This is a genomic window from Parcubacteria group bacterium (genome assembly GCA_016186325.1).
In the GTDB taxonomy this organism is placed as follows: Bacteria; Patescibacteriota; Minisyncoccia; order UBA10092; family UBA10092; genus JACPHB01.
The window spans coordinates 50,305-74,538 of sequence record JACPLW010000004.1 but is presented as its reverse complement, the minus strand read 5'-3'; the positions used below and the strand labels follow the sequence as shown (position 1 = coordinate 74,538).

Here is a 24,234-nt window from a genome sequence, read left to right as displayed (position 1 = left end):
GAGATTGCTTCGCGCTTAGATGCTTTCAGCGCTTATCAATTCGGAACATAGTTACCCGGCGGTGCCCTTGGCAGGACAGCCGGTACGCCAGAGGTTCCGTCATTCTGGTCCTCTCGTACTAGGAATGACGCTCCTCAAGTATCAACGCCTGTAGCAGATAGAGACCAACCTGTCTCACGCATGTTTTCGCGTATTACTACGCGCATTGGACTATACCTTCATCCTTTTTTAAAGGAGATCGACGTCTAGTCTCTACGGGGTTAATATACGAATTTTTCTTTTCTTGGAATAATTCAGTTCTCTGAATTTATTCACCAAATTTATTAACACTTTAAAATCTTTTTTATTCTTAACTTTTTGTTTTGCTTCGATAATCCTTTTCATTAATTGAACTTGTCTTTTCTTAAGAAGAATATATGGTTCTACCATTTTAATAAATGATGTAATCTCATCAACTCTGCCGATAATATATTCCGTAATTCCATCTTTTCTCTCCCTAATATATCCTGCTCCAATCAACTTACAGATTTTTTCAAAGTTATTTTCTTTTTTTGATTGAAATAAAACAATATATGGAGCTATTTGGTAGCCATATTTATATGTTTTATTTATCTTGGCTTGAACATAGATACTGCCATCAGCATCTAAAAAGCCCGCTAAATAAGATTTTTGTGCTAACGAAAGATTATTTATACACAACTTCCCTCGATATTATCCTATCATATGACAGTTTGTCGTGCAATAGGAATTTATCGATATAGTCGATTTGTCAATCACGATTGCTCGTGAAAGCCGCCATGAATTTGATGTCTTATTGTCCTCGGGTTCAAACTGTTGAAAAGCCAAAATTGATCTAGCTTCTCAACGGTTTGAACCCAGCTCACGTACCTTTTTAATTGGCGAACAGCCAAACCCTTGGGACCTTCTCCAGCCCCAGGATAAGATGAGCCGACATCGAGGTGCCGAACCGCATCGTCGATATGGACTCTTGGATGCGACTAGCCTGTTATCCCCGGGGTAGCTTTTATCCGATGATTGTTTACGTTACTACTAACCATAAACAGTTCACTAAGCCCTGCTTTCGCACCTGCGCGGCTTGTTTGCCTTGCAGTTAAGCCAGCTTTTGGCTTTACCCTATCGCTTCGATTTCCATCCGAAGCTAGCTGACCTTAATGGACTCCTCCGTTACGCTTTTGGAGGATAGCGCCCCACTAAAACTGCCCGCCAAGCACTGTTTCGACTCGTTTTTTCCGCGTCGGTTAGATTATAAAGTTTGAAAGAAAGGTATTTCACTGACGGCTCCACCGCATCCGAAAACACGGTTTCAAAGCCTCCCTTCTATGCTACGCATTCAAACCCTATAGCCAATACTAAGCTGCAGTAAAGCTCCCGGGGTCTTTTCGTCTTGCTACAGGTACCCAGCATCTTCGCTGGAATTGCAATTTCACCGAGCTCGTGGTTGAGACAGTTCCCCAGTCGTTACGCCTTTCGTGCACGTCTGAACTTACCAGACAAGGAATTACGCTACCTTAGAACGATTATAGTTATCGCTGACATTTACGAGGGCTTCGGGCTTCAGCCTTACTTTCATTGCTGAAAATAAGACCTCTACCGTTAACCTTCTCGCATAGGTCAGGCGTCACCCCCTATACATCCTCTTACGAGTTAGCAGGGAGCTGTGTTTTTGATAAACAGTCGCCAGGGATACTTTAGCTGCGTCCCAGCACCTTTTGAATTACGACTTGACAAATAATAATTTATTATTTACAATACTACCTACGCCATCCTATCAATATGGAGGAATCAATGGAATGTCAGTATAGGATAGAACATAAAGACGGAACATTGGAAGACCTTTTCTATGCAGATGATGCTAACGACGATAAAATCGCGCGCGTTCGTCTGCAAGAAAAAGGTAGTGGACGAAGACTTTTAAAAGTCATTGCTGAAATCCCTCATATAATGAGAGTTCCTGGTAAAATAGGATAACTCTCACACATTCGCTCCTCATCTTGAGGAGCATTTTTTATTTGTCATAATCCAAAAGGTGCCGGGAAGGCCATATACCTAAGTTACGGCCGCTTTTTTGCCGAGTTCCTTAACCACGAATCACTCGTTCGCCGTGGGCTACTCGCCCTGCCCACCTGTGTCGGTTTTCGGTACGGATAACTTTAACTAATTTACGAAGTTTTTCTTGGAAGCTCGCTTTGCCAAATTTTCTTCCGCGAACGAAAAAATTTTATCTTCGCTTGGAGTTGCGATTAAACGCATTCTGACGGATTTACCAATCAGAAATCCTAACGCTAATAGCGCCAATCCAATAAGGCGCGAGGCATACTGACCTTCGTTACTCCGTAAAAGCACTAAAGTTAGGGACGGAATATTAACCGTCTGTCCATCGGCTGCGGATTTCTCCATTGCCTTAGGACCGCCTAACCCTTGGCTGATTTTCATTGCCAAGGAAACCTCAGGCTTTCGGCGGACAGATTTTTCATCTGTCTTGCAGGTTACTCATGCCAACATTTGCACTTCTTAGCGCTCCAATCGCCCTCACGGGTCAATCTTCACTGCGCTAAAAACGCTCTCCTACCACCCAACCCCCTTGCGGGCGTCGGGTCCATATCTTCGGTATTTGGCTTAGTCCCGTTACATCTTTGGTGCGATGCGTCAATCCTTCGATTGCTCTCAGGATATGATAGTGAGTTGTTACACACTCTTTAAAGGATGGCTACCTCTAAGCCAACCTCCTATCTGTCTTCGACGCATCACTTCCTTCTACACTTAGCCAAAATTTAGGGACCTTAGATGATGGTCCGAGTTCTTGCTCTTTTGACCATGGAGCTTTGCCCCCACAGTCTGACTCCCGAACTAAATTAATGGAATTCGGAGTTTGACTGGTTCAGCTGACTTGCGTCAATCAGAACCAACCAGTGCTCTACCTCCAATAAAAAACATTCGGGGCTAGCCCTAAAGCTATTTCGGAGAGAACCAGCTATTCCCAGGTTCGATTAGCTTCTCACTTCTTACCACAGCTCATCCCCTAGTGTTGCATGGCTAGTGGGTTCGGTCCTCCCCCCGCATTTCTGCGGGGTTCAACCTGGCCATGGTAAGCTCACCTGGCTTCGGGTCTTATACGTTCTGCTTTACCCCGCCTTGCGGCGGGGCTAACGCGGCCTTGCGGCGGGGCGAGCGCGCTTTTAACACTCGGTTTCCCTATGCCTCCATCGCGTTGAGCGACTTAGACAAGCAAAACGCATAAAGTCGTTGGCTCATTCTTCAATAGGCACACGGTCACCCTTACTCCGCCTTGCGGCAAAGTAAACGGGCTCCCGCTCTTTGTAAGCGTATGGTTTCAGGATCTATTTCATCGCCCTCATCGGGCTGCTTTTCACCTTTCCCTCACGGTACTAGTTCACTATCGGTCACAAAAAGTATTTAGTCTTGGGAGTGTAGGACTCCCTGCTTCCCACGGGGCAATCTTTCCCCGCAGTACTTAAGAGAACAATCAAGAAGTATGAAAAAGGTTTTCGCCTACGGGACTATTACCCTCTTTGGTTGGCTTTTCCAAAACCACTTGGCTAACCAATTTTTCAGTTTGTATACTTCTCTCCCATATTACTATGGAAACGACCGCTTCTTTCAACCCCCACCCGCTGCACAGCAGCGGAAATTCCAAGCGCCAAGCACCAAATCACAAACAATATCTAATGGCCGAAATTCAAATGATAAAAACCTGTTTGGAATTTAAAATTTAGAATTTGGAATTTGTTTGGAATTTGGATTTTGGAATTTGTAATTTCCGATGCTGCGCATCGGGTAGGTTTAGACTCCTCCCTTTTCGCTCGCCGCTACTAAGGGAATATAATCACGATATTATTCATGAACTCGACCATACGAATTCACAAATAATAAAGTGATAACTTGTTTTCTGTTCCTCCGGGTACTGAAATGTTTTACTTCCCCGGGTTTGCTTTCTTACCTCTTACGGATAAGAATATGACGACATTACTCGCCATGGGTTACCCCATTCGGAAATCGCCGGATCAAAGCCTGCTAGACGGCTCCCCGACGCTTATCGCAGTCACGCCACGCCCTTCATCGCCTTTTTGTGCCTAGGCATCCACCATACGCCCTTATTAACCTACTCATCCCGTACATAAGTACGAGTTTACTTTTATATTATTCGAGTTTTTTTAATTTTGTACCTGTTTACCCTCCGAAGCTCTACGCGTCCAGCCTTCGTAGCCGAAGCTACTTCGGCGGAGTAGGCAAGGAGGGTCTTATTCAATTTTCAACGTACAGGATTAACTGCTGAACCCGAACAGTCTACCTTAATAGATTATCCGGGGTCAAATGTTAATTAGTTGGTCACGATCCCGCTTTGCGGGATTACTTCTCGTTACCAAATCAGAGATTTGGGCGAGAACTAAAAAAACCGCTGGAAAGCGGCCTCAATCTGCTGAAAATAAACACAACAGAACTACACGGATCCGCCTCCTTTATTTTTGTATGTTTTTATTTTTTTCATAATTCAAACTCCATTGTACCAAATACTTATCCACAATGCAAGTCTTTAGGGAGCATTCGGTTCCGGACCCTGATTTATATATTGATCGATAAAATCACCGATGCGCTTCAGTTCAACGTCATTTAAAGAACTGGTGGAAACCGGGTCAAATTTATCAAGCCAATTCCAGGCGGCAATAGCTATAAGTTTGTCATTTTCTTTTCGCGGTTCAACAACGATTTTTTTACCAAAACCGTAAAAATTTTCTAACTGCTTGATTATTTCAAAGGAAGCATCTGGCCGATAAGAAATCCAGATATAGCCATGTTCTAAATTATGAATCAAGCCTTCATCCGGCTGCTGTTCCTTATATACGCCCTTGGTTTTCCACTCTTCATAATGCGACCCGGAAGTCGGCGGATTGGAATTATAAGCAGGGTGGCTCGCACCGACATTAATATGCGCCCTGCCTTGATCCGGAATTTGAACTGCGTAAGTTTTTCTTTCAGCAATTTTTTCCTGGCCTCTTTTCGCAAACCAGTAAACTCCCCCGCCGATAACCAGAGCAACAATCAACCAAATGAAAAGCTTTTTGAACATTTTAAACTGTCCTGTTCTTTTTTCATCGGTCATTTTTTCGTTTTTCCTTTGATCGTATATTTCCTTTGGCGATAATTCGTTCATAATTTTATTTATCTAATGCTTCTTCAGTATAAACGTTTCTTGGATTCCATAAAAGCCAGCCGGAAGTAAGGCCGGAATCATAAACCGCTTGTTTTTCTTTGCGAATCATATCGCCGTTGTAAACCGCGCCGATATTGAAATCCTGAAGCCAAGGACGAAGCTTTTTAAGACGTTTTTCAAAAACCGGATTAATTATAGCCGGTGAAGTTGTCCCGACTTCGATAGCTGATTTCTCCCAAAGTTGTGCCTTGCCTTTTTCTATCGTGCCCCAAACTACTTCATAAGGGTGCTCGGCGGGATTTTCAAAACCAAAATTACCGGTAATATAATGAGAGGGATAGATCATTGGAGAAACATAATCAAAATAATCGTAAAGCTCCAGAAAAACCTGGCCAACGCCGAGGTCGCTGCCGCTCATCATATTATAAGCGAATAAATCCACCGAAAGAGCAATTTTCTGGTCATACTTTTTGAGTTCTAAAGTTAAATAACGCGCGAAATCATTTATCGTTTGATTTTTTAAAACCGGTGTAAAAACAACATCGTCATCTTTTTTAAAACTTGGATAGCGGATGTAATCAAAATTTATTTCATCAAAACCGGCATCAATCGCTTGTTTAGAAGCCGCAAGATTATAGTCCCAAACTTCTCGGTTAGTCGGATCCATCCAATACCAGCCGCGATTGTCCTGCCACAGCGAGCCATCCTCCTTTTTAAAGTACCAATCCGGATGATTTTTGACTTGTGAACTATCTTGAAAAACTACTAAGCGGGCGATGGTATAAATACTTTTTTCACGAAGCTTATCAACTAAATTTTTAATATATTCATCTATATAAACTCCGCTGTCTTTAACGTCCATTACAATAGCATTGATTTCCGTTTCCTCGGCAAGGCGAATTAAATCGTTAAAGCGCCTTGCGCGAGTAGTCCAGATAGTTGAATAAACTCCAAATTGCGGACCTACCGATAAATGCCCAATAATTGTGTTTTCGGCCGTTTTGCTTTTTTCAAAAAGAAAGTTTAAATTGTCGGTAAAGTACGATCCGGCCGCTAAAACAACGGCAAGTAAAAATAAAATGGAAAAACTGTATAATTTCATACCCTTATATTAAAAATTTTTTGCCAGAAAATCCAATATTCTCTGTTTCAATTCCGGTTCGCCGGCAAACATTCGCGTGCCATGGCCGGCATCTTCGTATTTAATAAATTCTTTTTTGGCAGCCGCCGAAATATCAAAAAGCCGCTCCGATGATTCAAAAGCGTAATTATCGTCGCGGCTCGAAACAATCAAAAGATTCTTTCTGAAGTTTCGTGAAGCAATTTCTGTTTTAATGCCTTTGTAATTTAATCCTGGCGATAAAGCCACTACAATTTTCGGGCCCGCTTTAGCGCCGTAAAGCAAGGCCAAATTAGCGCCTATAGATCCGCCTACTATCGCCAGCTCTGTCTCGGAAATTTTGTTTTTTAACCAATCAGCCGCCGCTTCAACGTCATAAATCATCTTATCGTAATCGGCCGGTGTAAATTCCTGCCAGGAACCCATTTCTCCCGCCCAGGCCTCCGATTCGCCGTGCCCTCTTTCATCAATATTCAAAACGTTATAACCCTGCTGCCACAATAACCCGGCAAATTCATTAAAATCGCGGCGTACCCCGGGCAAAATATGAAGAAGCAAAACCGATTTTTTTGATCTCTCGTCGTTTTTAAGTTGCGATGGATAAAAATCACCAACAATTTTTACATCATCTTTTGTTTGAAAATTCACTGTTTTCATATTCGTATTTTGTAACGTTTTTAAGATCTTTTAAAAATCAGGGATACTCCAAAAAAGAAAATGCCGGTTAAAATTACCGTCGGGCCGGGAGGAAAATTAAACAAATTTGAAATTATAATGCCGATAAACATCATAGTTAACCCTAAAATAACGCTAAAAATTAAAAATGATTTTAAACTCCAAGAGAAATTACGGGCAGAAACTGCCGGCAAAATTGTAAGAGCGCCCATTAAAACCGAACCGATAAGCTTAATTCCCAAGGCCACGCTTAAAGCAAACAACAAAAGAAAACCAAGATATGAAATGCTCGGCCTTGCTCCTATTGATTTTGCCAAGTCCGGTGCCGCAATGCCGAGCGTTAATCTGCGCGAAAGGATTAAAGTTAAAAAGAATATAATGATAGAAGCGATGACGATAATAACAGCATCGGAATATTTTATCGCAAAAAGATTTCCGAACATGCTTTCAAAAAGTTCATGGTCGGGAACCAAAAGAACGCCGAGAGCTAATGTGGCGGTAAAAAAAGTGCCGATAATCGCTTCGGGAGGCAAAGAGGTTTTTTTTTCAATAAACCAAGTTCCGAAAGCGGCAACCAAAAGAAAAGCCGCCGCTCCATACATCGGATCAATATTTATAAGCAACGCTAAACCGATGCCCGGAAGCGCCACATGAGACAGTACGTCGCCAACCAAGGCCATTCTTTTAACGACAATAAAGGCGCCGAGCAAACTCGCGGCCAAGGCCGTAAAAAGACCGGAAATCAATATTAGCAAAAACTGATTATCTATTATTAGATTCATATTTCGCGTTTAAAGATTTAATGAAGGTGATGATAGAAAGCGCTTTCGCCGTAAAGCCGTTTGATTTGCTCGCTGGTTAAAGCATACTTCGGTTCGCCGTAGCAAAGTCGTTCCTTATTAAGACATAAAACGTTGTTGGCGTAACGAAAAACAACATTAAGAGCATGGGAAATCATTATAATAGTTATTCCTCTTTCATCCTGAAGCTTATGAAGCATGTTATAAACGTTTTCTTCCCCGGCAATATCAATGCCGGCCGTTGGTTCGTCAAAAAGCAAAACTTGCGGGTGCCCTAAAATCGCCCAGGAAATTAAAACACGCTGCAGCTCACCCCGAGATAAATTTACCAAACGCTGATTTAAAATACCCTCACTTAGATCGGTAGATTTTAACTCGTGGGTTATTGAATTTAGCAGCTGTTTATCTTTAAAAAATAGATTTTTTGATTTTAAAACAAAAAATTCTTTAACAGTCAATGGTAGCTCGGCTTTATCCATCAATTTCTGAGGAACGTATCCGACTTTAATGCCGGGTCGCCATTTTACTTCTCCGTCAAAAGGAATGAGTCCCATTAAAGCTTGAAATAAGACGGTTTTCCCGGCGCCATTAGGGCCTACTATCGCCAAAAAATCGCTTTCGTTAACAGAAAAAGAAATATCTCTTAAAATTTCCTGGTTACCGAAACTCACCGACAAATCACGAACTTCTAAAATATTATTTTTATAATTTTTGCGATTGTTGTTCATAGAACAGCGCCGTCGCGCCTATGGCGCCGGCGTTTTCACCTAATTTTCCTATTATGATTTTAACATTTTTTATGGATTTCGGAGAAACGATAAGTTTACTCATTGTTTTTCTTGTTTGCGGCAGAAAAAAATGAGAAGCTCCACTCATACCGCCTCCTATTATAATAATCTCCGGATCCAAAGTATTTATTAAATGCGCCAAACCAATTCCCAAGTAACCTCCCAATTTTTTAAAAATTTCCATTGCTTTTTTATTCCCTGATTTTGCCAATTCGTATGCCTTAATCGGATCGTTAAAGCCAAATTTTTTTAAACTTCTTAAACTTACCAAGTCCTCAAATTCCACGCCATAGTAGCTCGTATGCCCAATTTCACCGGCGGCATCAAAAGAGCCGTAGAACATCTGACCATTAATTATTATCCCTCCCCCGACTCCAGTGCCTAAGGTTATACCGACGATATTTTTGTATCCCCTGCCAGAACCAAAAAGATATTCAGCGCGGGTAAAACAGCGAGCGTCATTATCTATTTTTACATCAAGCTTGAACTTTCTCTTTAACCATTTTTTAATGTTAAAATTATTCAAAAATCGCAAATTTGGCGCGTTTAAAATATTGCCGCTCTTTAAATCCAAAACTCCGGCTACGCCACAGCCAATGCCCTGTGTTTTTTTATTACCCGCGCCAGAAATTAAATTTCTAACCAGTGTTTCCAATTTTTCCAAAAATTCTTTCCGGTTTTTCGGAGTTGAAACTTTGGCACTTTTTAAAACTTTTCCGTTCTTTAATAGAACCACATTGGTTTTGCTCCCGCCAATATCAATTCCAATAATACATTTTTTGTTTAAAAACTTCATTTTATAACGAATCATTGAAATTTCTTCTGTCTTCCTCACTAATCTTTATTGTCAGATTAGAAATATAACTATCAAAAAAATCACCGATTAATTTACTGCAATCGCTGCTAATATTTTGACGAAAGCATAATAAATTAAAAGATTCCTTTACCATTTTTAAATCAATCATTACTTGTTTATCGTTAAGCCCTTTATCGGTCTTAATTTTTTTAACAGAGTCAAGATCAACTATGCGGCAATCTAAAGTAATGTTATGGCTGGTTAAATATCCATGGATAAAGCCGGCGTTATGAATAATAGCCAATTGCTTGCCCAATGTTTGAGCAAACCATTGAACATAATCCTCTTGTGAAAAACTATAAGGATCTTTCCCAAGCTCTTGAGCCACCATGTGCTTGGCATCTTCCAACAAAGCTTTATTACTTGAGTCAGCAATTCTGGCTTTTGTTCCAAACGCCCTTACTTCAATCACTGGCTCGGTGGTATATTTTATATATCCGAATTTCCTGGCTTTTGAAACTGACATTTTTTCTCCATCTTCAACAACGACCTCATCAAGACGGATAATTGCTAACGCCCGATGAGTTCGCAATCCCTGTTTTATAAAAAATTCTGACATATCGCGGTCAGTTTCCGCGTATCCCCAATCCATGAACCCCCAAGGGGTTTTACCTTTAGCGACATTTTTTGATGAACCTGCTTCAATAGATTCAACCATTAAATTCGCAGGATTTATCGGCCCCATTCCTTTTATATCCACATCGCGATACAAGTTTCCTTCTTTGTCTCTAAAAACAACTTTTCCTAAAAGGGCGCTGCGAAAATGATTGTCCATTACTTTAACATGAAATACAGATTCTCCATCGTTGGGTTCCGTAGTCAAAAAAACTCCTATTTTAGAAGGTTTGTCCTCTTCAAACTTAAAAGGCATTTCAACATCGTCGTTTACCCAAACAACTTCATTTTTAACTTCAACAGCCGGCAACTTTTTTTCTAAACCGCCATCTTCAACATTGCCTAAGCCGGTTATTATTTTAGGTTTTTCTATTCCCATAATTTTTTGGCTTCTTGCCAAAATTCCGGATGACCCTTTATTTTTAAATAATACCACCATTCGGCGCCCCACAGATAGTATTCATCGAAACCCGTTGCTTTGGCGTATTGAATTGTATCTTTAAAAAAATCGAAATCAAAATACTTTAATTGTTCTTCCAATGTAGTTTCGTAAATCTGTTTTGCCATCCACGGTTCAGCCGCCAGTTCAATAACAATAAACTTCTTATTATAATCTTTTATAAAAAATCTGGTAGCTTTTTCTTTTAGAATAAAAAATTCTGGAGGCAGGTGATAATTAACTCGGCCAAAATATTTATTATATATCCGCCGATACATGGTTGTGCCAAAAATGTCTCCCGCTTTTGCCGCTTTTGGCCACCAGCCGATTTCGCCGCTTTCGGTAACCAAAATCGAACGGCTCTTATCAATTGATTTCACAATAGATATTTCGTTTGAAAGAAAATTATTTCCTCTTTTTGGACACTCGCCGAACCGCAAGAATGGCTCATTTTCAACCTGCCATATTTCTATGGATTTTCCGTCTTTATAATGTTTCACAACTTCTTCCAAATACAAAAGCAATTCTTTTTCTCTAACTTCTTCAGAAAGATTTTTAGCCCAATCGGGTATGTGGCACTCAGGCCACCTTGGAACTTTCATTCCGACAGCAAGAATTATTTTTACATTTCTTTTTTCTGCTTCATCCACCTGCCAATCGAGATTTGAAAAATCGAATATATTTTTTTCTTTTTCTATTTCATCCCAATAAGCAACCAAACGGATTCTATCAACTCTCAAATCGTCCAATACGGCTTTTAAATTTTCTTTAGAATCAAGATCGAGATCTTCACTGAACTTACCGGAAAATGTAACGCCCCAGTTAATCGAGCGGTTGGGGCTCGCAGATGGGAACTGGCTGAATATTATAAGAAACAAACCGATGCCGACTAAAATCGCGGCAATAATTTTTTGCCATAAAACAATTCCTTCCAATTCTTCTTTAAGAATATCGGGCCGCCAAAATGATATTGCCATAGCAAATATCAAAACAAAAAATTGCCTTAAACCTTCAAAGGCGTTAACTATAGTGGCGCTTACCAGTGAAATGGCGAATTTAATGAGTCCCGAACCCAAAACGCTGAATGTTTTGTCGGAAAAAAACAGGAGCAAGCTTCTCTTTTCGACATAAGCGTCTACCCTTAAGATTTTCTGTTTTTGCCCAGGCCATAAAAATATTATAAGCGATGCCAAGATGTAACCTATGCTGATCCAAAAAAATCCGCTAAAAAATCCCTGTAATTTAAAAATTTCTCCGGCCAAAACTAAACCGATAGCGATCCCCAGGGCGCTACTCAACGTTAAAAACGCGCTTTTCAAATCAAGCCGGAAATTATTATGTTTTTTTAAGAAAACCAAAACACCGCCGGAAACCAGAAAAATAAAAGCCAATGACTGAATTACATTTAATCTTTCGTCAAGAAAAAAATATTTTATAAAAAAGGTAAAAATCGGCATACTGCCGACGAACAGCGTCGTTACCCGCGAGGCCTCGCTGCGATATAGAGCTAAATAAAACGGCCATAACCCAAAAATCAAAAAAACGCCTGAAATAATACCAATAATTACTTCTCCTAAGCCTATTTTTAAAAAAGAAAACCATACGTTTAATATCAAGGCGAAAAAAATTACAACGGAGCCGCCTAATCCGCTATAGAAAGCGTAAACCGTCGGGTTAATAGGCTTGCTAACCGAACCGTTTAAGGCAACTTTGGCAACAATGCTCGATATAGCCGTGAAAAGATTCCCTAAAATTACGATTAAAACCCAGTTTTTCAAGAAAAAATCTATAAATTCTTTCATCTTCCCCTTTCTCCTTCGGCGTTATTAATACTATTATTTTTTGCAATTTCCGCGTAAATGTAACTTGACGGCCTCGGCTTTCTTTCAAGTGTTTTATAATCAATTTCAACCAGACCAAACCGCGGCCAAAAACCTTTATCCCATTCAAAATTATCCAAAAGCGACCAATAAAAATATCCGCGAATATCAGCGCCGTCCTCAATAGCTTTATGAATATTTTTAAGAGATTCTTTTATAAACCATTCGCGATTTTTATCTCTGCCATCGGCTAAACCATTTTCAGTGATATAAATCGGCTTATTGTATTTCTTTAAATCTTTTAAAACATGAGGAATTGCTTCCGGATATAGCTCCCAGCCCATATCGGAAACTTTTTTGTTTTCATTTTTATTAAACCTAAAACTTTTAATTCTGTTGTGAAAATAGTGGTTTAAACCGATGAAATCCTGATGATTTTTTATTCGATTTAAAAAATAAAAATTCCACCACCAATCAATAAACTTTTTCAAAATTCGGTTGTGGATTTTATTTTGGTACGCCTCAAAATAAATATTATTTTTAGCAATGCCGACTTGGGCATTTGGTATGATTTTTTTAATTATTTTGTATGAATTGCGATGCGCTTTGATTAAATTTTTAATTGCTAAAAAATAAGATATTAAACTTTTCTTTTGCGGTGGCCATATTCCTTTAAGATGGGAATTTCCTGCGTAAATTTCCGGTTCGTTTAAAACTATCCAGAATTTAACATCGCTACAAAACTCTTTAACAATCGTCTCGCAAAATCTGACAAAATATTTTATATTGTCTTTTTTACTAAATGCGCCTATTTCAACAAACCAAATTGGCATCGTCCAATGCCAGAGCGTTACAAACGGTTCAATCCCCCGTTCACGCAACGCCAATATTACTCGCCGGTAATGCTCTATTTCTTTTTCGTCGAATTTTCCCTCCTCCGGCTCAATCCGCGACCATTCAATAGAAAAACGATGAGCGTTATGACCCATTTCCTTCGCCAAATTAAAATCTTCTTCGTAACGGTTGTAATGATCGCACGCTTTTCCTGAAATATAATTTTCAGGAGTTAACATTTCCGGAAACACTTCCCTTTGCCATGGTTGCCAATAGGTCCTTGCTTCTTTGGCTAAACGCTTGGCATTTGCCTTTTCCCATTCAGTCCAATTATTACGGTTATTGCCTTCAACCTGATGCGCCGAAGTGGCCGCTCCCCATAAAAATCCGTCTGGAAAAATTTTATTCATTAGTTTTGTACCAATTTTAAATCAAAGTTTAAATCTTGAAACATTGTGGTCTTTAAAAAATCCCTGAAAATAGCCGCCGTGTATCTAACCTCGTTTTCACTACTCGTTATCCAGCTGATCAGACCAATTAATCCCTTTGACTGCGGATTAATCAAAGCGCCGCCGGAAAAACCGGTTGTCGCGCCAATTTCAATTAATAAAACCTGGGGCTTCGAGCTTCCGTTAATATCAACATTGCCACTAAGACGGCCGATAATTGAAGTAATTTGATTAGCGGCATGGCTTGCGTCTGCGCCATAACCCAAGGCAATTAATAAATCATTGTTTTTGGGCTGATACTGCCAATCAACCGGCAAATAATTAAAAAGGCTATTATTTTCTAAAACATCATAATCACTTAAAGAAGCGGGATCAGCCTGAAGCAATTGGTTTATTTTTGAATCACTGGAGATTTTATAAGAGATTTTTAAAATTGCAAAATCATTGTAATAACGATCTTTGCTAAAGAAATCATTGAATTTTTCTTCCAAAGGATAATTTGTGATTTGAGCGACATAATAAATTTTCGGTTTTTCCGACCTAATATTAGGAAAGGGGCTTTTTAAAACAAAACAGTCGCTTTTTATTTTTTGAAGATTCTCATCGTATATGATATGTCTGTTAGTCAAAATTTCGCCCCGACTGTTTATAATTATTCCGGTGCCGCGGGATATTGAAGAAAAAGAAGTTTTTTCGACATTAAGATAGCCGCAATAAAGCTGAATGACCGAACTGTTTATTAGTTCCTCAAAACTTTTTGAAGAAACTTCTTTTAAGGGTTCCGCAACAATTGATTTTTCTGGTACTTCTTTGGAAATTATTTTGGGTTCTTTTGTTTGTTTTACCGTTTTAACAGGTTCACCATAGGGTAAAAGTCCCATACTTGAAGTAGAAATAATAAAAATTTCATTGGGAGCAAAATTTCCGCTGAAATTAGACTTCAGATGAATGAAAGAAAAAATTAAAAAAGCCGCAGTAAACAGTACGGCAAAAAAAGAAGCAATGATTTTTAAAATTTTAACCGCTGTCATAGCCTAAAGCAGTAAGGCCGGGCAATTTTTTGCCGGCCAAAAATTCAAGCATCGCTCCTCCGCCGGTAGAAACATAACCGAATTTATCTATGAATCCCATTTTTTCGATAAACGCGATGGTGTCGCCGCCGCCGACAATAGAAAAAGCGCCGGAACTGATAATGGCTCCCGCCACTTTTTCGCTGCTAAGTGAAAATTCAGGAATTTCTGTTTTGCCCAATGGGCCGTTCCAAATCACAATCTTTGATTTACCGACAATTTCAACGAACTTATCGGCGGTTTTTTCTCCTATATCTAAAATCATATCACCGGAAATAACGTAATCATCGGGGATAACCAGATTTTTTTCTTTTAAAATTTCAAACGCGTCTTCTAAAAAACTATCATCGGTTAGAGACTTCTTAATATCAATACCGCTGGCTTTAAGAAAAATGTTGGCAACGGCGCCGCCAATTAAAATATTTTCGGCTTTGTCTATAAAATTTTTTATTACCGGGAATTTAATATCTATTTTAGCGCCTCCAATAATTAAAGTCTTACTTTCTTTTGGTAATTTTATTATCTTATCAAGATTTTCAACTTCCTTCATTAGTAACAATCCGGCGTAAGACGGCAAAAATTTAGTAACAGCGACAATCGAGCCGTGGTTTCTGTGGGAAACAGAAAATGCATCATTAATATAGATATCAAATGATTTCGCGAGCTCCTTGGCAAACCCTTCGTCGTTAGTTTCTTCGCCTTCGTATTTTCTAATATTATCAAACAAAGAAAAATTTTCTGATTTTAGCGCATCTCTTATTTGACCTGCTATCGGCTCAAAACTTTCTATTGCCGTGATATGGCTCAAAAGCGTAACAACGGCGCCGCGATTTATTAAATAATCGATTGTTTCTTTATGCGCTTTAATTCTATAAGCATCCAAAATTTTTCCATTTTCTACTGGCACGTTAAAATCCACGCGCAATAAAACCTTTTTTCCGCTTAAATCTTTTTCTGTTAAGTTTGTAACAGATTTTATCATCTACTTATCAAAAATTGATGAAATATACTTGCTAAAAATTTTTTTTAATTATATAACAAATGGATAAATAAATGAAATTAATTGCATCAAAAAAGTTATGCACAGAAATTTTGCAAAAAGATATTTTCTTTTTAAACGCGCGGTGTTATATTAAATTTAATAAAATAAAATATTTTATTTTATTAAATTAATTAGAAAAATAGAAATTAAAAATATGAAAAATTACGGTAAAGAACTAATCTTGGATTTGCACAATTGCAATCCTAAAAAATTCAATAGAAAAATGCTAAGCAAGTACTTCAAAGAAGTATGCAACTTAATTGACATGCAAAGATGTGAATTATTTTGGTGGGATGACCACGGTGTGCCGAAAGAAAAACAGCAAACCTTGCCACATCTTAAAGGAACGTCTGCCGTTCAGTTTATAATGACAAGCAACATTACCATTCATACTCTTGATATTTTGAAAAGCGTTTATCTTAATATTTTTTCCTGCAAAGAGTTTGATGCAAAGAAGGCAATGAAATTTTCAGAAAAATTTTTTGAAGGCAGGTCGGTCAATTTTAAGATAGTAGATCGGAAATGAAAGTTTATACGGAAGAATTACTTATTTCCAATAAGGAATTGCGCCTAGAAGGGCTAAGCGGCCTCAAGAAATATTATAACCTCTATATTAGCCCGCAGCTTCCCGAACAACATCGGGTTATTAGATTTGTTATTACCAAAACAGATCAGAACGGATATCACTCTGAACTAGACGTAATACTCCCGGACAATAACGAAGAAATAAACTTACTTCCTAAAGGAGGCGGGATATTCGACTTCCGTAAACGAACCCATGAAAATACTGGCGGATTCAATGCTGTTTTAATTATACCCACGGGGATAGGAGCAGAGATCGGCGGGCATTGCGGCGACGGCAACGCAGTTGCACGACTTATAGCTTCCGCCTGCGACACGCTCATCACGCATCCAAATGTCGTTAACGCATCCGATATAAATGAAATGACAGGCAATACGCTTTACGTTGAGGGAAGTATATTGACTAGGTTATTAAACGGTCAAATTGGATTGCAAAGTGTCAAATCAAACCGCCTTTTGATGCTAATGGACGAACACGAAGAAAGATTATTCAACAACGAAGTGATAAATGCGGTTTCTTCGGCAAGAGTCACTTTAGGATTAGATTGCGATGTCCATGAAATGAAAGATATGATCGAGAGTATTTCGCATTATTCAAAGTCCGGAAGAGCAGTAGGAGAAATCAATTCACTTGAGAAAATTTTACAGGTAATAGAAAAATATAAAAATGAATATGACGCGGTAGCACTTTCTACATTTATAAGAGTCCCCAAACACTTTCATGAAAAATATTTTAAAGACAGCAATATGATTAACGCCTGGGGCGGCATAGAAGCGATGTTAACACATAGCATAGCTGAGATTCTCAACATACCCTGTGCTCATTCACCAATGATGACTTCTAAAGAAGTTATGAATTTGGAATTGGGTATAGTAGATCCGCGCAAAGCCCCGGAAACTTCATCAGTTACATATCTCCACTGCATTCTTAAGGGATTGCACAGAGCGCCGCGCATAGTTCCCTTTGACAAGGGATTAACACTCGAAGACATATCTTGCATTATAATTCCCGATGGCTGCATAGGATTACCAACTTTGGCTTGTCTTGAAAACAACATACCGGTAATCGCCGTAAGAGAAAATAAAAATAACATGAAAAATGATCTGAAAAACCTGCCTTTCAAAAAAAATAAACTCTTTATAGTAGATAATTATTTGGAAGCCGTCGGTGTAATGAACTCCTTAAAAGCCGGCGTGTCTCCTGAATCTGTTCGTAGGCCTATTGAACATACGACACAGATTTAGAACGGCGCCGTCTCTGAAAAGAAATCGCAAACCGATGGGCTTCGTTTCTTACTTGCTGAAATAAAATTCTGGAATTAAGAAGTAGTTTTTTTATTCTCGGCTTTGTATTTTCAAAAAATAACTTATCGCCTATAGCAGCGCGCCCGCTATGGCCCAAAACTTTGGCAATTCCCACAATCGGAACAAAAATATTTAATTCAGACAAAACTTTTTTGGCCCGCGCAACTTGATTTCTTCCGCCATCAATTAAAACAATATCCGGCATCGGCCATTCTTTGTGATTAAAACGCCGGTTTAAAATTTCTGAAAGCATCGCCAAATCATCAAATTTGTTTTGGGTAGTTTTTATTTTAAATAAACGGTACTGCGAATTATCAGCGGCTCCGTTTACAAAAACAACCATTGCGCCAACTGGTTCGCTCCCCGAAAAATGAGAGATATCGTAACCCTCTATTCGCTGCGCGGAATTTTTAATTTTAAATTTTACCTGCCCGCCAAAGCCTTGGCGCAGGCGGGAATTTTCAATATTAGAATTACTAATTAGAGCAACATCATTAACGTATTGTAGAGCAAAAATTTTCTCAGGGTTTTCTTTTTTTAATTTCTTTAAAAGACGTTTGTGCTCGCCTCTGAAAAATAAAATCAGGTTCTTAATGTTTTTTTTATAATCTTTCTTGGAAATCGCATCGATGCAAATTCCCGGGCACAACCCGATTTGATAATCAAAACAGGGTTTGCCTTGATTTGGCCGGCAGGTTCCGAAGGGAAATATTTTTCTTGCCAAGTTTAGCGCGGTTTTAAGTATTTTATAACTTTGATACGGCCCGAAAATATAACTACTTTTGTTTTGAAATGATTTTTTATTTTGTCCGCACATCTGTCCTCGAGGAATCATGTGCGGATAAATATATTTTTTAACTTCTCTGCCGCGAGCAATAAAAACTTTCGGATAATCGCCCTTAGAAATAATGAGGTAGACAAATGAACGATTATCTTTATCTTTTACGTTATATTTTGGACTGTATTTTTTAATCGCGTTGGCTTCCAAAATAACCGCTTCAAGAACAGAATTGGTTTTTTTAAAAGAAACATTATCGGCTTCGTTTACCATCATATTGATGCGCGGGTCTTTGCTTCGGAAATAACTAGAAATTCGCTTTTTTAGCGACCCTGCTTTTCCTACATAAACTCTCTTTCCTTTTTTAGAAAACCAATAAATACCCGGATTATTAGGGAAAGTTTTTGATTTTTTTAACAACTTTTCTTTGATTTTACCCATTTAAAACTTTTTTAAGATACTGGCCGGTGTAAGAATTTTTGTTTTTTGAAACTTCTTCGGGCGTGCCGCAAGCGACAAGTTTGCCGCCTTTATCACCTCCTTCCGGCCCCAAATCAATAACATAGTCAGCGCATTTTATAACATGCAAATTATGTTCGATTACTACCACAGTGTTGCCTCTTTTTATAAGTTCATCCAAAACTTTTAAAAGCATTTTAATGTCTTCAAAGTGAAGTCCGGTTGTTGGTTCGTCAAGCAAGAAAAGCGACCGTCGATTCATAGGTCTCGCTAAATGCTTAGCCAATTTAATTCTCTGCGCTTCGCCCCCAGAAAGCGTTGTCGCCGATTGCCCGAGTTTAATATATCCCAAACCCACTTGGTTTAAAACTTTAAGTTTATCGGCAATCATATAAATATCCTCAAAAATTTTTAACGCTTCTTCAACGGTCATATCTAAAACGCCGGAAATACTTTTGTTTTTGTATTTTACCTCAAGAGTTTCGTTGTTGAATCTTTTACCGCGGCAAACATCGCAAGTAACTAAAACCGGCGGCAAAAAATGCATTTCAATCAATTTGTGGCCAGCGCCTTCACAGGCCTCGCATCTGCCGCCCGGACGATTAAATGAAAACCGTGAAATTCCATATCCCCTTTCTTTTGCTTCCGGAAGTGAAGCGAACAAATCGCGGATAGGAGAAAAAACTCCGGTGTAAGTCGCCGGATTTGAGCGCGGAGTCCTGCCAATCGGCGACTGGTCAACTTCAATCACGCTATCAAGATATTCAAACCCTAAAACTTTAGCCACGCCCTCCGTTTCTTTGCTTACGTGATCAATCCCTCTTCTTGTCCCTTTCTTTAATATGTCAAAAACCAACGTTGATTTTCCACTTCCTGACACACCAGTAATGCAAATGAGACGTCTTAATGGAATATCAACGTTTATATTTTTCAAGTTATTCGCCGTTGCACCGATGATTTTTATTTTTTCGTGCGAGCTCGTTCTCCTTAATTCCGGAACTTCAATTTTTTCCTCACCTTTAAGATATTTCAAAGTCAGGGAATCAGCTTTGGAGTTTTTCTTAAGCAAGGCATTGGTTTCACCGGCTACAACAACTTCGCCGCCATGACGGCCAGGCCCCGGCCCCAAATCAACAAAATAATCTGAATCATGAATTGTTCTTTCGTCATGTTCCACAACAATAACGGTATTGCCCATGTCTCTTAAATCTTTTAGGGTTTTTAAAAGCCGCTCGTTGTCTCTTTCATGAAGTCCGATAGTCGGCTCATCCAAAACATATAATGTCCCGGAAAGTTTTGAACCTATTTGCGAAGCGAGGCGGATTCTCTGAGATTCACCACCCGATAAACTTCCGGCCTCGCGGCTTAAAGCAATGTAATCAAGGCCCACTTCAAGCAAAAACCCGAGCCGTGAAATAATTTCTTTTAAAACCGATTTCGCAATTTCTTTTTCACTTGCTTTCAACTTATCCTCAAGCTCAACGAAAAATTCATAGGCCTTATCAATAGTTAAATCCGCCGTTTCGGCTATATTTTTATTTCTGATTTTTACCGCTAGTGATTCTTTTTTAAGCCGTTTACCATTGCAAACCGAACAAGGTTCTTCGCTGTATATAAATTCACGACCGAGACCGTGGCAATTTTCGCAAGCGCCATAAGGACTGTTGAAAGAAAAAAGTCTCGGTTCTATTTCCTGAAACGAAAATTCGTCTTTAGGACAAGACCATTTTGAAGATAAAAGAATTTCTTTACCCTGAACTTTGTCGAAGGGTTTGCCTCCATCAAAAATAGCACAAACCAGCCCTTCTCCATATTCAAGAGTCATATCAACCGCTTCGGCAACGCGGGAAACATCATTTGGTAAAACCTTATCAACAACCAAATCAATATTGTGTATTTTATAGCGGGATAAATTTATCCGTTCATGAAGCGAATGAATTTTGCCGTCAACCCTTACTTCAGAAAAACCGTCTGAAAGAAAATCATAAAGTAGCTGGTAATATTCCCCCTTTCGACCGCGAACAACAGGCGCCAGTATGATAATGGGTTTTTTGCCTGCCGATTCAATAATGGTATCAATCATTTCCTGGGAAGAAAGTTTTTTAATTTCTCCGCCGCAATTTGGGCAAAATGGCTTCCCGAGACGAGCGAACAAAACCCGCATATAATCGTAAATTTCAGTAAGTGTTGCCACCGTTGAGCGCGGATTATGCGAATGCCCTTTTTGATCAATGGCAATTGCCGGCGAAAGTCCGGAAATTTCTTCTACATCGGGCGGATCCATCTGCCCCAAAAATTGTCTGGCGTAAGGAGAAAGCGATTCCACATATCGCCTCTGGCCTTCGGCAAAAATCGTGTCAAAAGCTAAAGACGACTTGCCGCTTCCCGAAACCCCCGTAAAAACTATTAATTTGTTTTTTGGCAGTTCAAGGTCAACATTTTTAAGATTATGAACCTTGGCGCCCTTTATTATTATTTTATCATTCATTTTATTTATTTTTATTTCTTCAACTTATCCACACTTTATCCCCAAAACTATCGATGTCGGACATCAATAATTGGTGGTTCTTCTGACAACAACATGTCTTCGACGCTTTTGATGATGCCCTTTGGGATTATGTTGTGTTTTTTATTGTAATCCAGCTGAATGTTCCGACGGTAATTAGTCTGCCTTATTGCTTCATTAAGTGAACCGGTTAAACGGTCGGCATATAAAATTACTTTGCCGTTAATATTGCGAGCCGCCCGGCCCATTGTTTGAATGAGTGAAACATCGGAACGCAAAAATCCCTCCTTGTCGGCATCTAAAATCGCAACTAAAGAAACTTCCGGCAAGTCCAAGCCTTCGCGTAAAAGGTTAATGCCGACTAAGACATCAAAATCGCCTTTTCTGAAACTTGTCAGAATTTTAGCCCGTTCAAGAATTTTAACGTCGCTGTGAAGATACTGGGCCTTAACTTTTTTGGCGACCAAAAAATCTGTCAATTCTTCTGCCATTTTCTTCGTTAAAGTCAGAGCTAAAACCCTTTCTTTCAAAATTACTCTCTTTTCTATTTCTTTTATTAAATCATCAATTTGGCCGGATTTTTTTACTTTATTAAAAACCGGCCTGATTTCTACTTCGGGATCAACTAACCCCGTAGGCCTGATAATTGCTTCTACCACTTCTTTTGAATTTTTAATTTCAAAGTGGCCGGGCGTTGCCGAAGTAAACACCACTTGCCCGGTTCTTTTTTCAAATTCATCAAAATTTAATGGGCGGTTATCAAGAGCCGACGGCAATCTAAAGCCGTGTTGAACCAGAATTTTTTTCCGGCTCTGGTCGCCTTCGTACATTCCCCTAATCTGGGGAACGGCGATATGCGATTCATCGATAATAGTTAAAAAGCTGTTGGGTTTGCCGAAATATTCAAGAAGCGTTGAGGGCGCTTCACCGGGCAATTTTCCCGATAAAGCCCTTGAATAGTTTTCAATGCCGTGGCAATAACCGAGCTCTTTCATCATTTCCAAATCATATTTAGTTCGCCTTTCAAGCCTTTCGGCTTCGAGTAGAAGCCCGGTTTTATTGAAATAACCGAGACGTTCTCTTAATTCCGTTTTTATATCTTTAGCCGCCCGCTCTCTTTCCGGCTCTGTTGAAATAAAATGCTTGGGTGGGAAAATAATAATTTCTCTTTGGGGCAAAAAATTTCTTCCTTCTTTATTAAAAATATCCTGTATGGCTATGGAAGAAACGAGTTGGTTTTTTAGTTCAATACGATAAATAATTTCTTCGGAGGCCGGCATAATTTCAAAAATATCGCCGCGCACTCTGAATGTTCCCCGTTTTAGGGCCAAATTATTTCTTTCAAAATTCATCCTTACCAAGTGCCTTATTAAATCGCCTCTGGTAATGGGCTGGTCGATTTGAAGATTTAAAGTTGAACCAAAATAAGTTTCGGGAACGCCGAGATTATAAATACAGGAAACCGAAGCGACTATAACCACATCGCGCCGCGTCATAAGGGCGCTGGTTGCAAAGTGGCGCAGTCGGTCTATTTCATCATTTATCATCGCTTCCTTATCTATATATGTATCGGTCACGGGAATATAGGCCTCCGGCTGGTAGTAATCATAATAAGAAACAAAATAGCAAACTTTGTTTTTCGGAAAAAAATTTTTGTATTCGACGTAAAGCTGGGCCGCTAAAGTTTTATTAGGCGCGATAACCAAAGCCGGTTTCCCAATTTTTTCAATTACGTTAGCCATAATAAAAGTCTTGCCGCTTCCGGTAACGCCTAAAAGCGTCTGGTAACGGTTTCCATTTTTTATGCCTTCAATTAAGGTCTTAATCGCCTTGGGCTGATCGCCAGTTGGTTTAAATTTTGAGATGAGTTTAAATTTCATAAAGTCAGCATCTGAAGTCCGACTTCGGGGAAATTCTTGAAGTCGGACTTCAATAGCTAAACGCCCCCGTTTTGAAATACTGGGGGTAAGTAATTTATTTAATTGCTTTGTATTTTAATCTGATTTAACAAAAAAGTCAACCCCGTTAGAAGTCGACAAGTCGTCAGACGCCGTCGGCGTCTTACTTCTAACGGGGTCAATAAAAAAACATACTAAAAAATTTTAGTATGTTCTGTGGCCAGAGTGATTATTTCTAAAAGACGAGTCGGTTAATCGCGAACAATCCGATTTATGGCCTTCATCGTAATATTCATCACATTGTTTGCAATAGTTTTGAAATAAATTTTCTCCACATTCATAGCATTTCCTCGGAGGCCTATTTCTCATATCTCTCTGCTGTTCATCATTTAGAAGCGGCATAGCGTTTCTCCTCTCTTAAGGTTTTCTAGGCCCATTAATTCCAAAAATACCGCATCGGAGCCAAATTGCTTTAATTTCTTCCGGTTTAATTTCAATAGGTGGCATGATAATCAAATAATCATCACAATCATAAGTTTTCATGCCTTGACTTTTTATTGATTTAGCAATTAAATCTTTAAAAAATTCAAGACCCATAATATAAACGAAGCCCATTCCGTAATCAACAAAAACAACGAGTTTGTCTGCAAAAGGAGACAACGCTTTTAATTTTTGAAATTGTTGACTCTTAATTGACAGAGCGAGAAGTTTGGCCCATTCCGTTTCTTTAATCGTTTTATCTTCAGAAACGAGTCCATTCAAATGATTTTCCATATTATTACCCAAATTGGTTGGTCCTCCAAAATATCCGCGCCCAACATTATCAACTGCTTCTACTGCACCGACAGCAATTTTCAAGGTATCTTGACTGGGATTTTTAACGTATTCTATGACTTTATCCAAGAAAAAACCGAAACGCGCGCTACGCTCTTCATCTCTTGCAATATCAGACAAAGCGTCGCTCATTTTGAGCCTCCGACTACATATAAAAAGAACAAAAATCTAAG

The 24,234-nt window shown here is 39.1% G+C and carries 17 protein-coding genes and 1 rRNA gene; 2 read left to right on the top strand and 16 right to left on the bottom strand.

The annotated features are described in order from the left end of the window. The 12 genes from HYW79_01750 to pgk form a co-directional block, all read right to left on the bottom strand. A 23S ribosomal RNA gene (locus tag HYW79_01750) occupies positions 1–4,147 on the bottom strand; the annotation flags it as partial. Positions 4,148–4,573: 426 nt separating this feature from the next. After that, positions 4,574–5,191, bottom strand: a complete 618-nt coding sequence (locus tag HYW79_01745) for a DUF3105 domain-containing protein (GenBank protein MBI2635247.1) — start codon at positions 5,189–5,191, stop codon at positions 4,574–4,576. A 4-nt stretch (positions 5,192–5,195) separates the two neighbouring features. Continuing rightward, entirely contained in the window at positions 5,196–6,293 is a 1,098-nt protein-coding gene (locus HYW79_01740) for a hypothetical protein (GenBank protein ID MBI2635246.1), read from the bottom strand. A gap of 9 nt (positions 6,294–6,302) precedes the next feature. Further along, complete coding sequence (locus tag HYW79_01735; protein MBI2635245.1) at positions 6,303–6,968, bottom strand: alpha/beta fold hydrolase; 666 nt, start codon at positions 6,966–6,968, stop codon at positions 6,303–6,305. 20 nt (positions 6,969–6,988) lie between these two features. Then, positions 6,989–7,768, bottom strand: coding sequence for a metal ABC transporter permease (locus HYW79_01730; GenBank protein MBI2635244.1), 780 nt, complete (start codon positions 7,766–7,768; stop codon positions 6,989–6,991). A 17-nt stretch (positions 7,769–7,785) separates the two neighbouring features. Next, positions 7,786–8,514 carry a metal ABC transporter ATP-binding protein gene (locus tag HYW79_01725; GenBank protein ID MBI2635243.1) on the bottom strand — a complete coding sequence of 243 codons (729 nt, stop codon included), beginning with the start codon at positions 8,512–8,514 and terminating at the stop codon, positions 7,786–7,788. Then, a complete protein-coding gene (locus HYW79_01720; protein MBI2635242.1) occupies positions 8,489–9,385 on the bottom strand; it encodes an ROK family protein in 897 nt (298 codons plus the stop codon). Before HYW79_01720 ends, HYW79_01725 begins: the two co-directional genes overlap by 26 nt. Beyond that, the gene (locus HYW79_01715; GenBank protein ID MBI2635241.1) at positions 9,372–10,424 is read right to left on the bottom strand and encodes a hypothetical protein; all 1,053 of its coding nucleotides are present in this window, start codon (positions 10,422–10,424) and stop codon (positions 9,372–9,374) included. Before HYW79_01715 ends, HYW79_01720 begins: the two co-directional genes overlap by 14 nt. Then, positions 10,415–12,286 carry a DMT family transporter gene (locus HYW79_01710; GenBank protein ID MBI2635240.1) on the bottom strand — a complete coding sequence of 624 codons (1,872 nt, stop codon included), beginning with the start codon at positions 12,284–12,286 and terminating at the stop codon, positions 10,415–10,417. Before HYW79_01710 ends, HYW79_01715 begins: the two co-directional genes overlap by 10 nt. Next, positions 12,283–13,548, bottom strand: a complete 1,266-nt coding sequence (locus HYW79_01705) for a glycoside hydrolase family 1 protein (protein MBI2635239.1) — start codon at positions 13,546–13,548, stop codon at positions 12,283–12,285. Before HYW79_01705 ends, HYW79_01710 begins: the two co-directional genes overlap by 4 nt. Further along, positions 13,548–14,618 (bottom strand): trypsin-like peptidase domain-containing protein, encoded by a 1,071-nt coding sequence (locus HYW79_01700; GenBank protein MBI2635238.1) that lies wholly within the window; start codon positions 14,616–14,618, stop codon positions 13,548–13,550. Before HYW79_01700 ends, HYW79_01705 begins: the two co-directional genes overlap by 1 nt. Then, positions 14,605–15,639: a phosphoglycerate kinase gene (gene pgk / locus HYW79_01695; GenBank protein MBI2635237.1), complete on the bottom strand. Its 1,035-nt coding sequence runs from the start codon at positions 15,637–15,639 to the stop codon at positions 14,605–14,607. The genes HYW79_01700 and pgk overlap by 14 nt, the downstream gene beginning before the upstream one ends. A 214-nt stretch (positions 15,640–15,853) precedes the next feature. Between pgk and HYW79_01690 the strand changes: the two genes are divergently transcribed. Together HYW79_01690 and HYW79_01685 are read left to right on the top strand one after the other, a co-directional pair. Then, the gene (locus tag HYW79_01690) at positions 15,854–16,225 is read left to right on the top strand and encodes an S-adenosylmethionine decarboxylase (GenBank protein MBI2635236.1); all 372 of its coding nucleotides are present in this window, start codon (positions 15,854–15,856) and stop codon (positions 16,223–16,225) included. Next, entirely contained in the window at positions 16,222–17,526 is a 1,305-nt protein-coding gene (locus HYW79_01685) for a DUF3326 domain-containing protein (GenBank protein ID MBI2635235.1), read from the top strand. Before HYW79_01690 ends, HYW79_01685 begins: the two co-directional genes overlap by 4 nt. Here the strand turns inward: HYW79_01685 and HYW79_01680 are convergent. From HYW79_01680 to HYW79_01665, 4 genes are all read right to left on the bottom strand, one after another. Beyond that, a complete protein-coding gene (locus HYW79_01680; protein MBI2635234.1) occupies positions 17,501–18,805 on the bottom strand; it encodes a GIY-YIG nuclease family protein in 1,305 nt (434 codons plus the stop codon). The genes HYW79_01685 and HYW79_01680 overlap by 26 nt on opposite strands. After that, on the bottom strand, positions 18,798–21,311 hold the full coding sequence (gene uvrA / locus HYW79_01675; GenBank protein ID MBI2635233.1) for an excinuclease ABC subunit UvrA: 2,514 nt from the start codon (positions 21,309–21,311) through the stop codon (positions 18,798–18,800). Before uvrA ends, HYW79_01680 begins: the two co-directional genes overlap by 8 nt. 47 nt (positions 21,312–21,358) lie before the next feature. Continuing rightward, complete coding sequence (gene uvrB, locus HYW79_01670; protein ID MBI2635232.1) at positions 21,359–23,209, bottom strand: excinuclease ABC subunit UvrB; 1,851 nt, start codon at positions 23,207–23,209, stop codon at positions 21,359–21,361. Positions 23,210–23,644: 435 nt separating this feature from the next. Continuing rightward, a complete protein-coding gene (locus HYW79_01665; protein ID MBI2635231.1) occupies positions 23,645–24,193 on the bottom strand; it encodes a hypothetical protein in 549 nt (182 codons plus the stop codon). Between the last annotated feature and the right edge of the window lie 41 nt (positions 24,194–24,234).

Coding starts and splice junctions, on each gene's coding strand:
- HYW79_01745 (MBI2635247.1), bottom strand. CDS start 5,191: ATGAACGAATTATCGCCAAAGGAAATATACGATCAAAGGAAAAACGAA.
- HYW79_01740 (MBI2635246.1), bottom strand. CDS start 6,293: ATGAAATTATACAGTTTTTCCATTTTATTTTTACTTGCCGTTGTTTTA.
- HYW79_01735 (MBI2635245.1), bottom strand. CDS start 6,968: ATGAAAACAGTGAATTTTCAAACAAAAGATGATGTAAAAATTGTTGGT.
- HYW79_01730 (MBI2635244.1), bottom strand. CDS start 7,768: ATGAATCTAATAATAGATAATCAGTTTTTGCTAATATTGATTTCCGGT.
- HYW79_01725 (MBI2635243.1), bottom strand. CDS start 8,514: ATGAACAACAATCGCAAAAATTATAAAAATAATATTTTAGAAGTTCGT.
- HYW79_01720 (MBI2635242.1), bottom strand. CDS start 9,385: ATGATTCGTTATAAAATGAAGTTTTTAAACAAAAAATGTATTATTGGA.
- HYW79_01715 (MBI2635241.1), bottom strand. CDS start 10,424: ATGGGAATAGAAAAACCTAAAATAATAACCGGCTTAGGCAATGTTGAA.
- HYW79_01710 (MBI2635240.1), bottom strand. CDS start 12,286: ATGAAAGAATTTATAGATTTTTTCTTGAAAAACTGGGTTTTAATCGTA.
- HYW79_01705 (MBI2635239.1), bottom strand. CDS start 13,548: ATGAATAAAATTTTTCCAGACGGATTTTTATGGGGAGCGGCCACTTCG.
- HYW79_01700 (MBI2635238.1), bottom strand. CDS start 14,618: ATGACAGCGGTTAAAATTTTAAAAATCATTGCTTCTTTTTTTGCCGTA.
- pgk (MBI2635237.1), bottom strand. CDS start 15,639: ATGATAAAATCTGTTACAAACTTAACAGAAAAAGATTTAAGCGGAAAA.
- HYW79_01690 (MBI2635236.1), top strand. CDS start 15,854: ATGAAAAATTACGGTAAAGAACTAATCTTGGATTTGCACAATTGCAAT.
- HYW79_01685 (MBI2635235.1), top strand. CDS start 16,222: ATGAAAGTTTATACGGAAGAATTACTTATTTCCAATAAGGAATTGCGC.
- HYW79_01680 (MBI2635234.1), bottom strand. CDS start 18,805: ATGGGTAAAATCAAAGAAAAGTTGTTAAAAAAATCAAAAACTTTCCCT.
- uvrA (MBI2635233.1), bottom strand. CDS start 21,311: ATGAATGATAAAATAATAATAAAGGGCGCCAAGGTTCATAATCTTAAA.
- uvrB (MBI2635232.1), bottom strand. CDS start 23,209: ATGAAATTTAAACTCATCTCAAAATTTAAACCAACTGGCGATCAGCCC.
- HYW79_01665 (MBI2635231.1), bottom strand. CDS start 24,193: ATGAGCGACGCTTTGTCTGATATTGCAAGAGATGAAGAGCGTAGCGCG.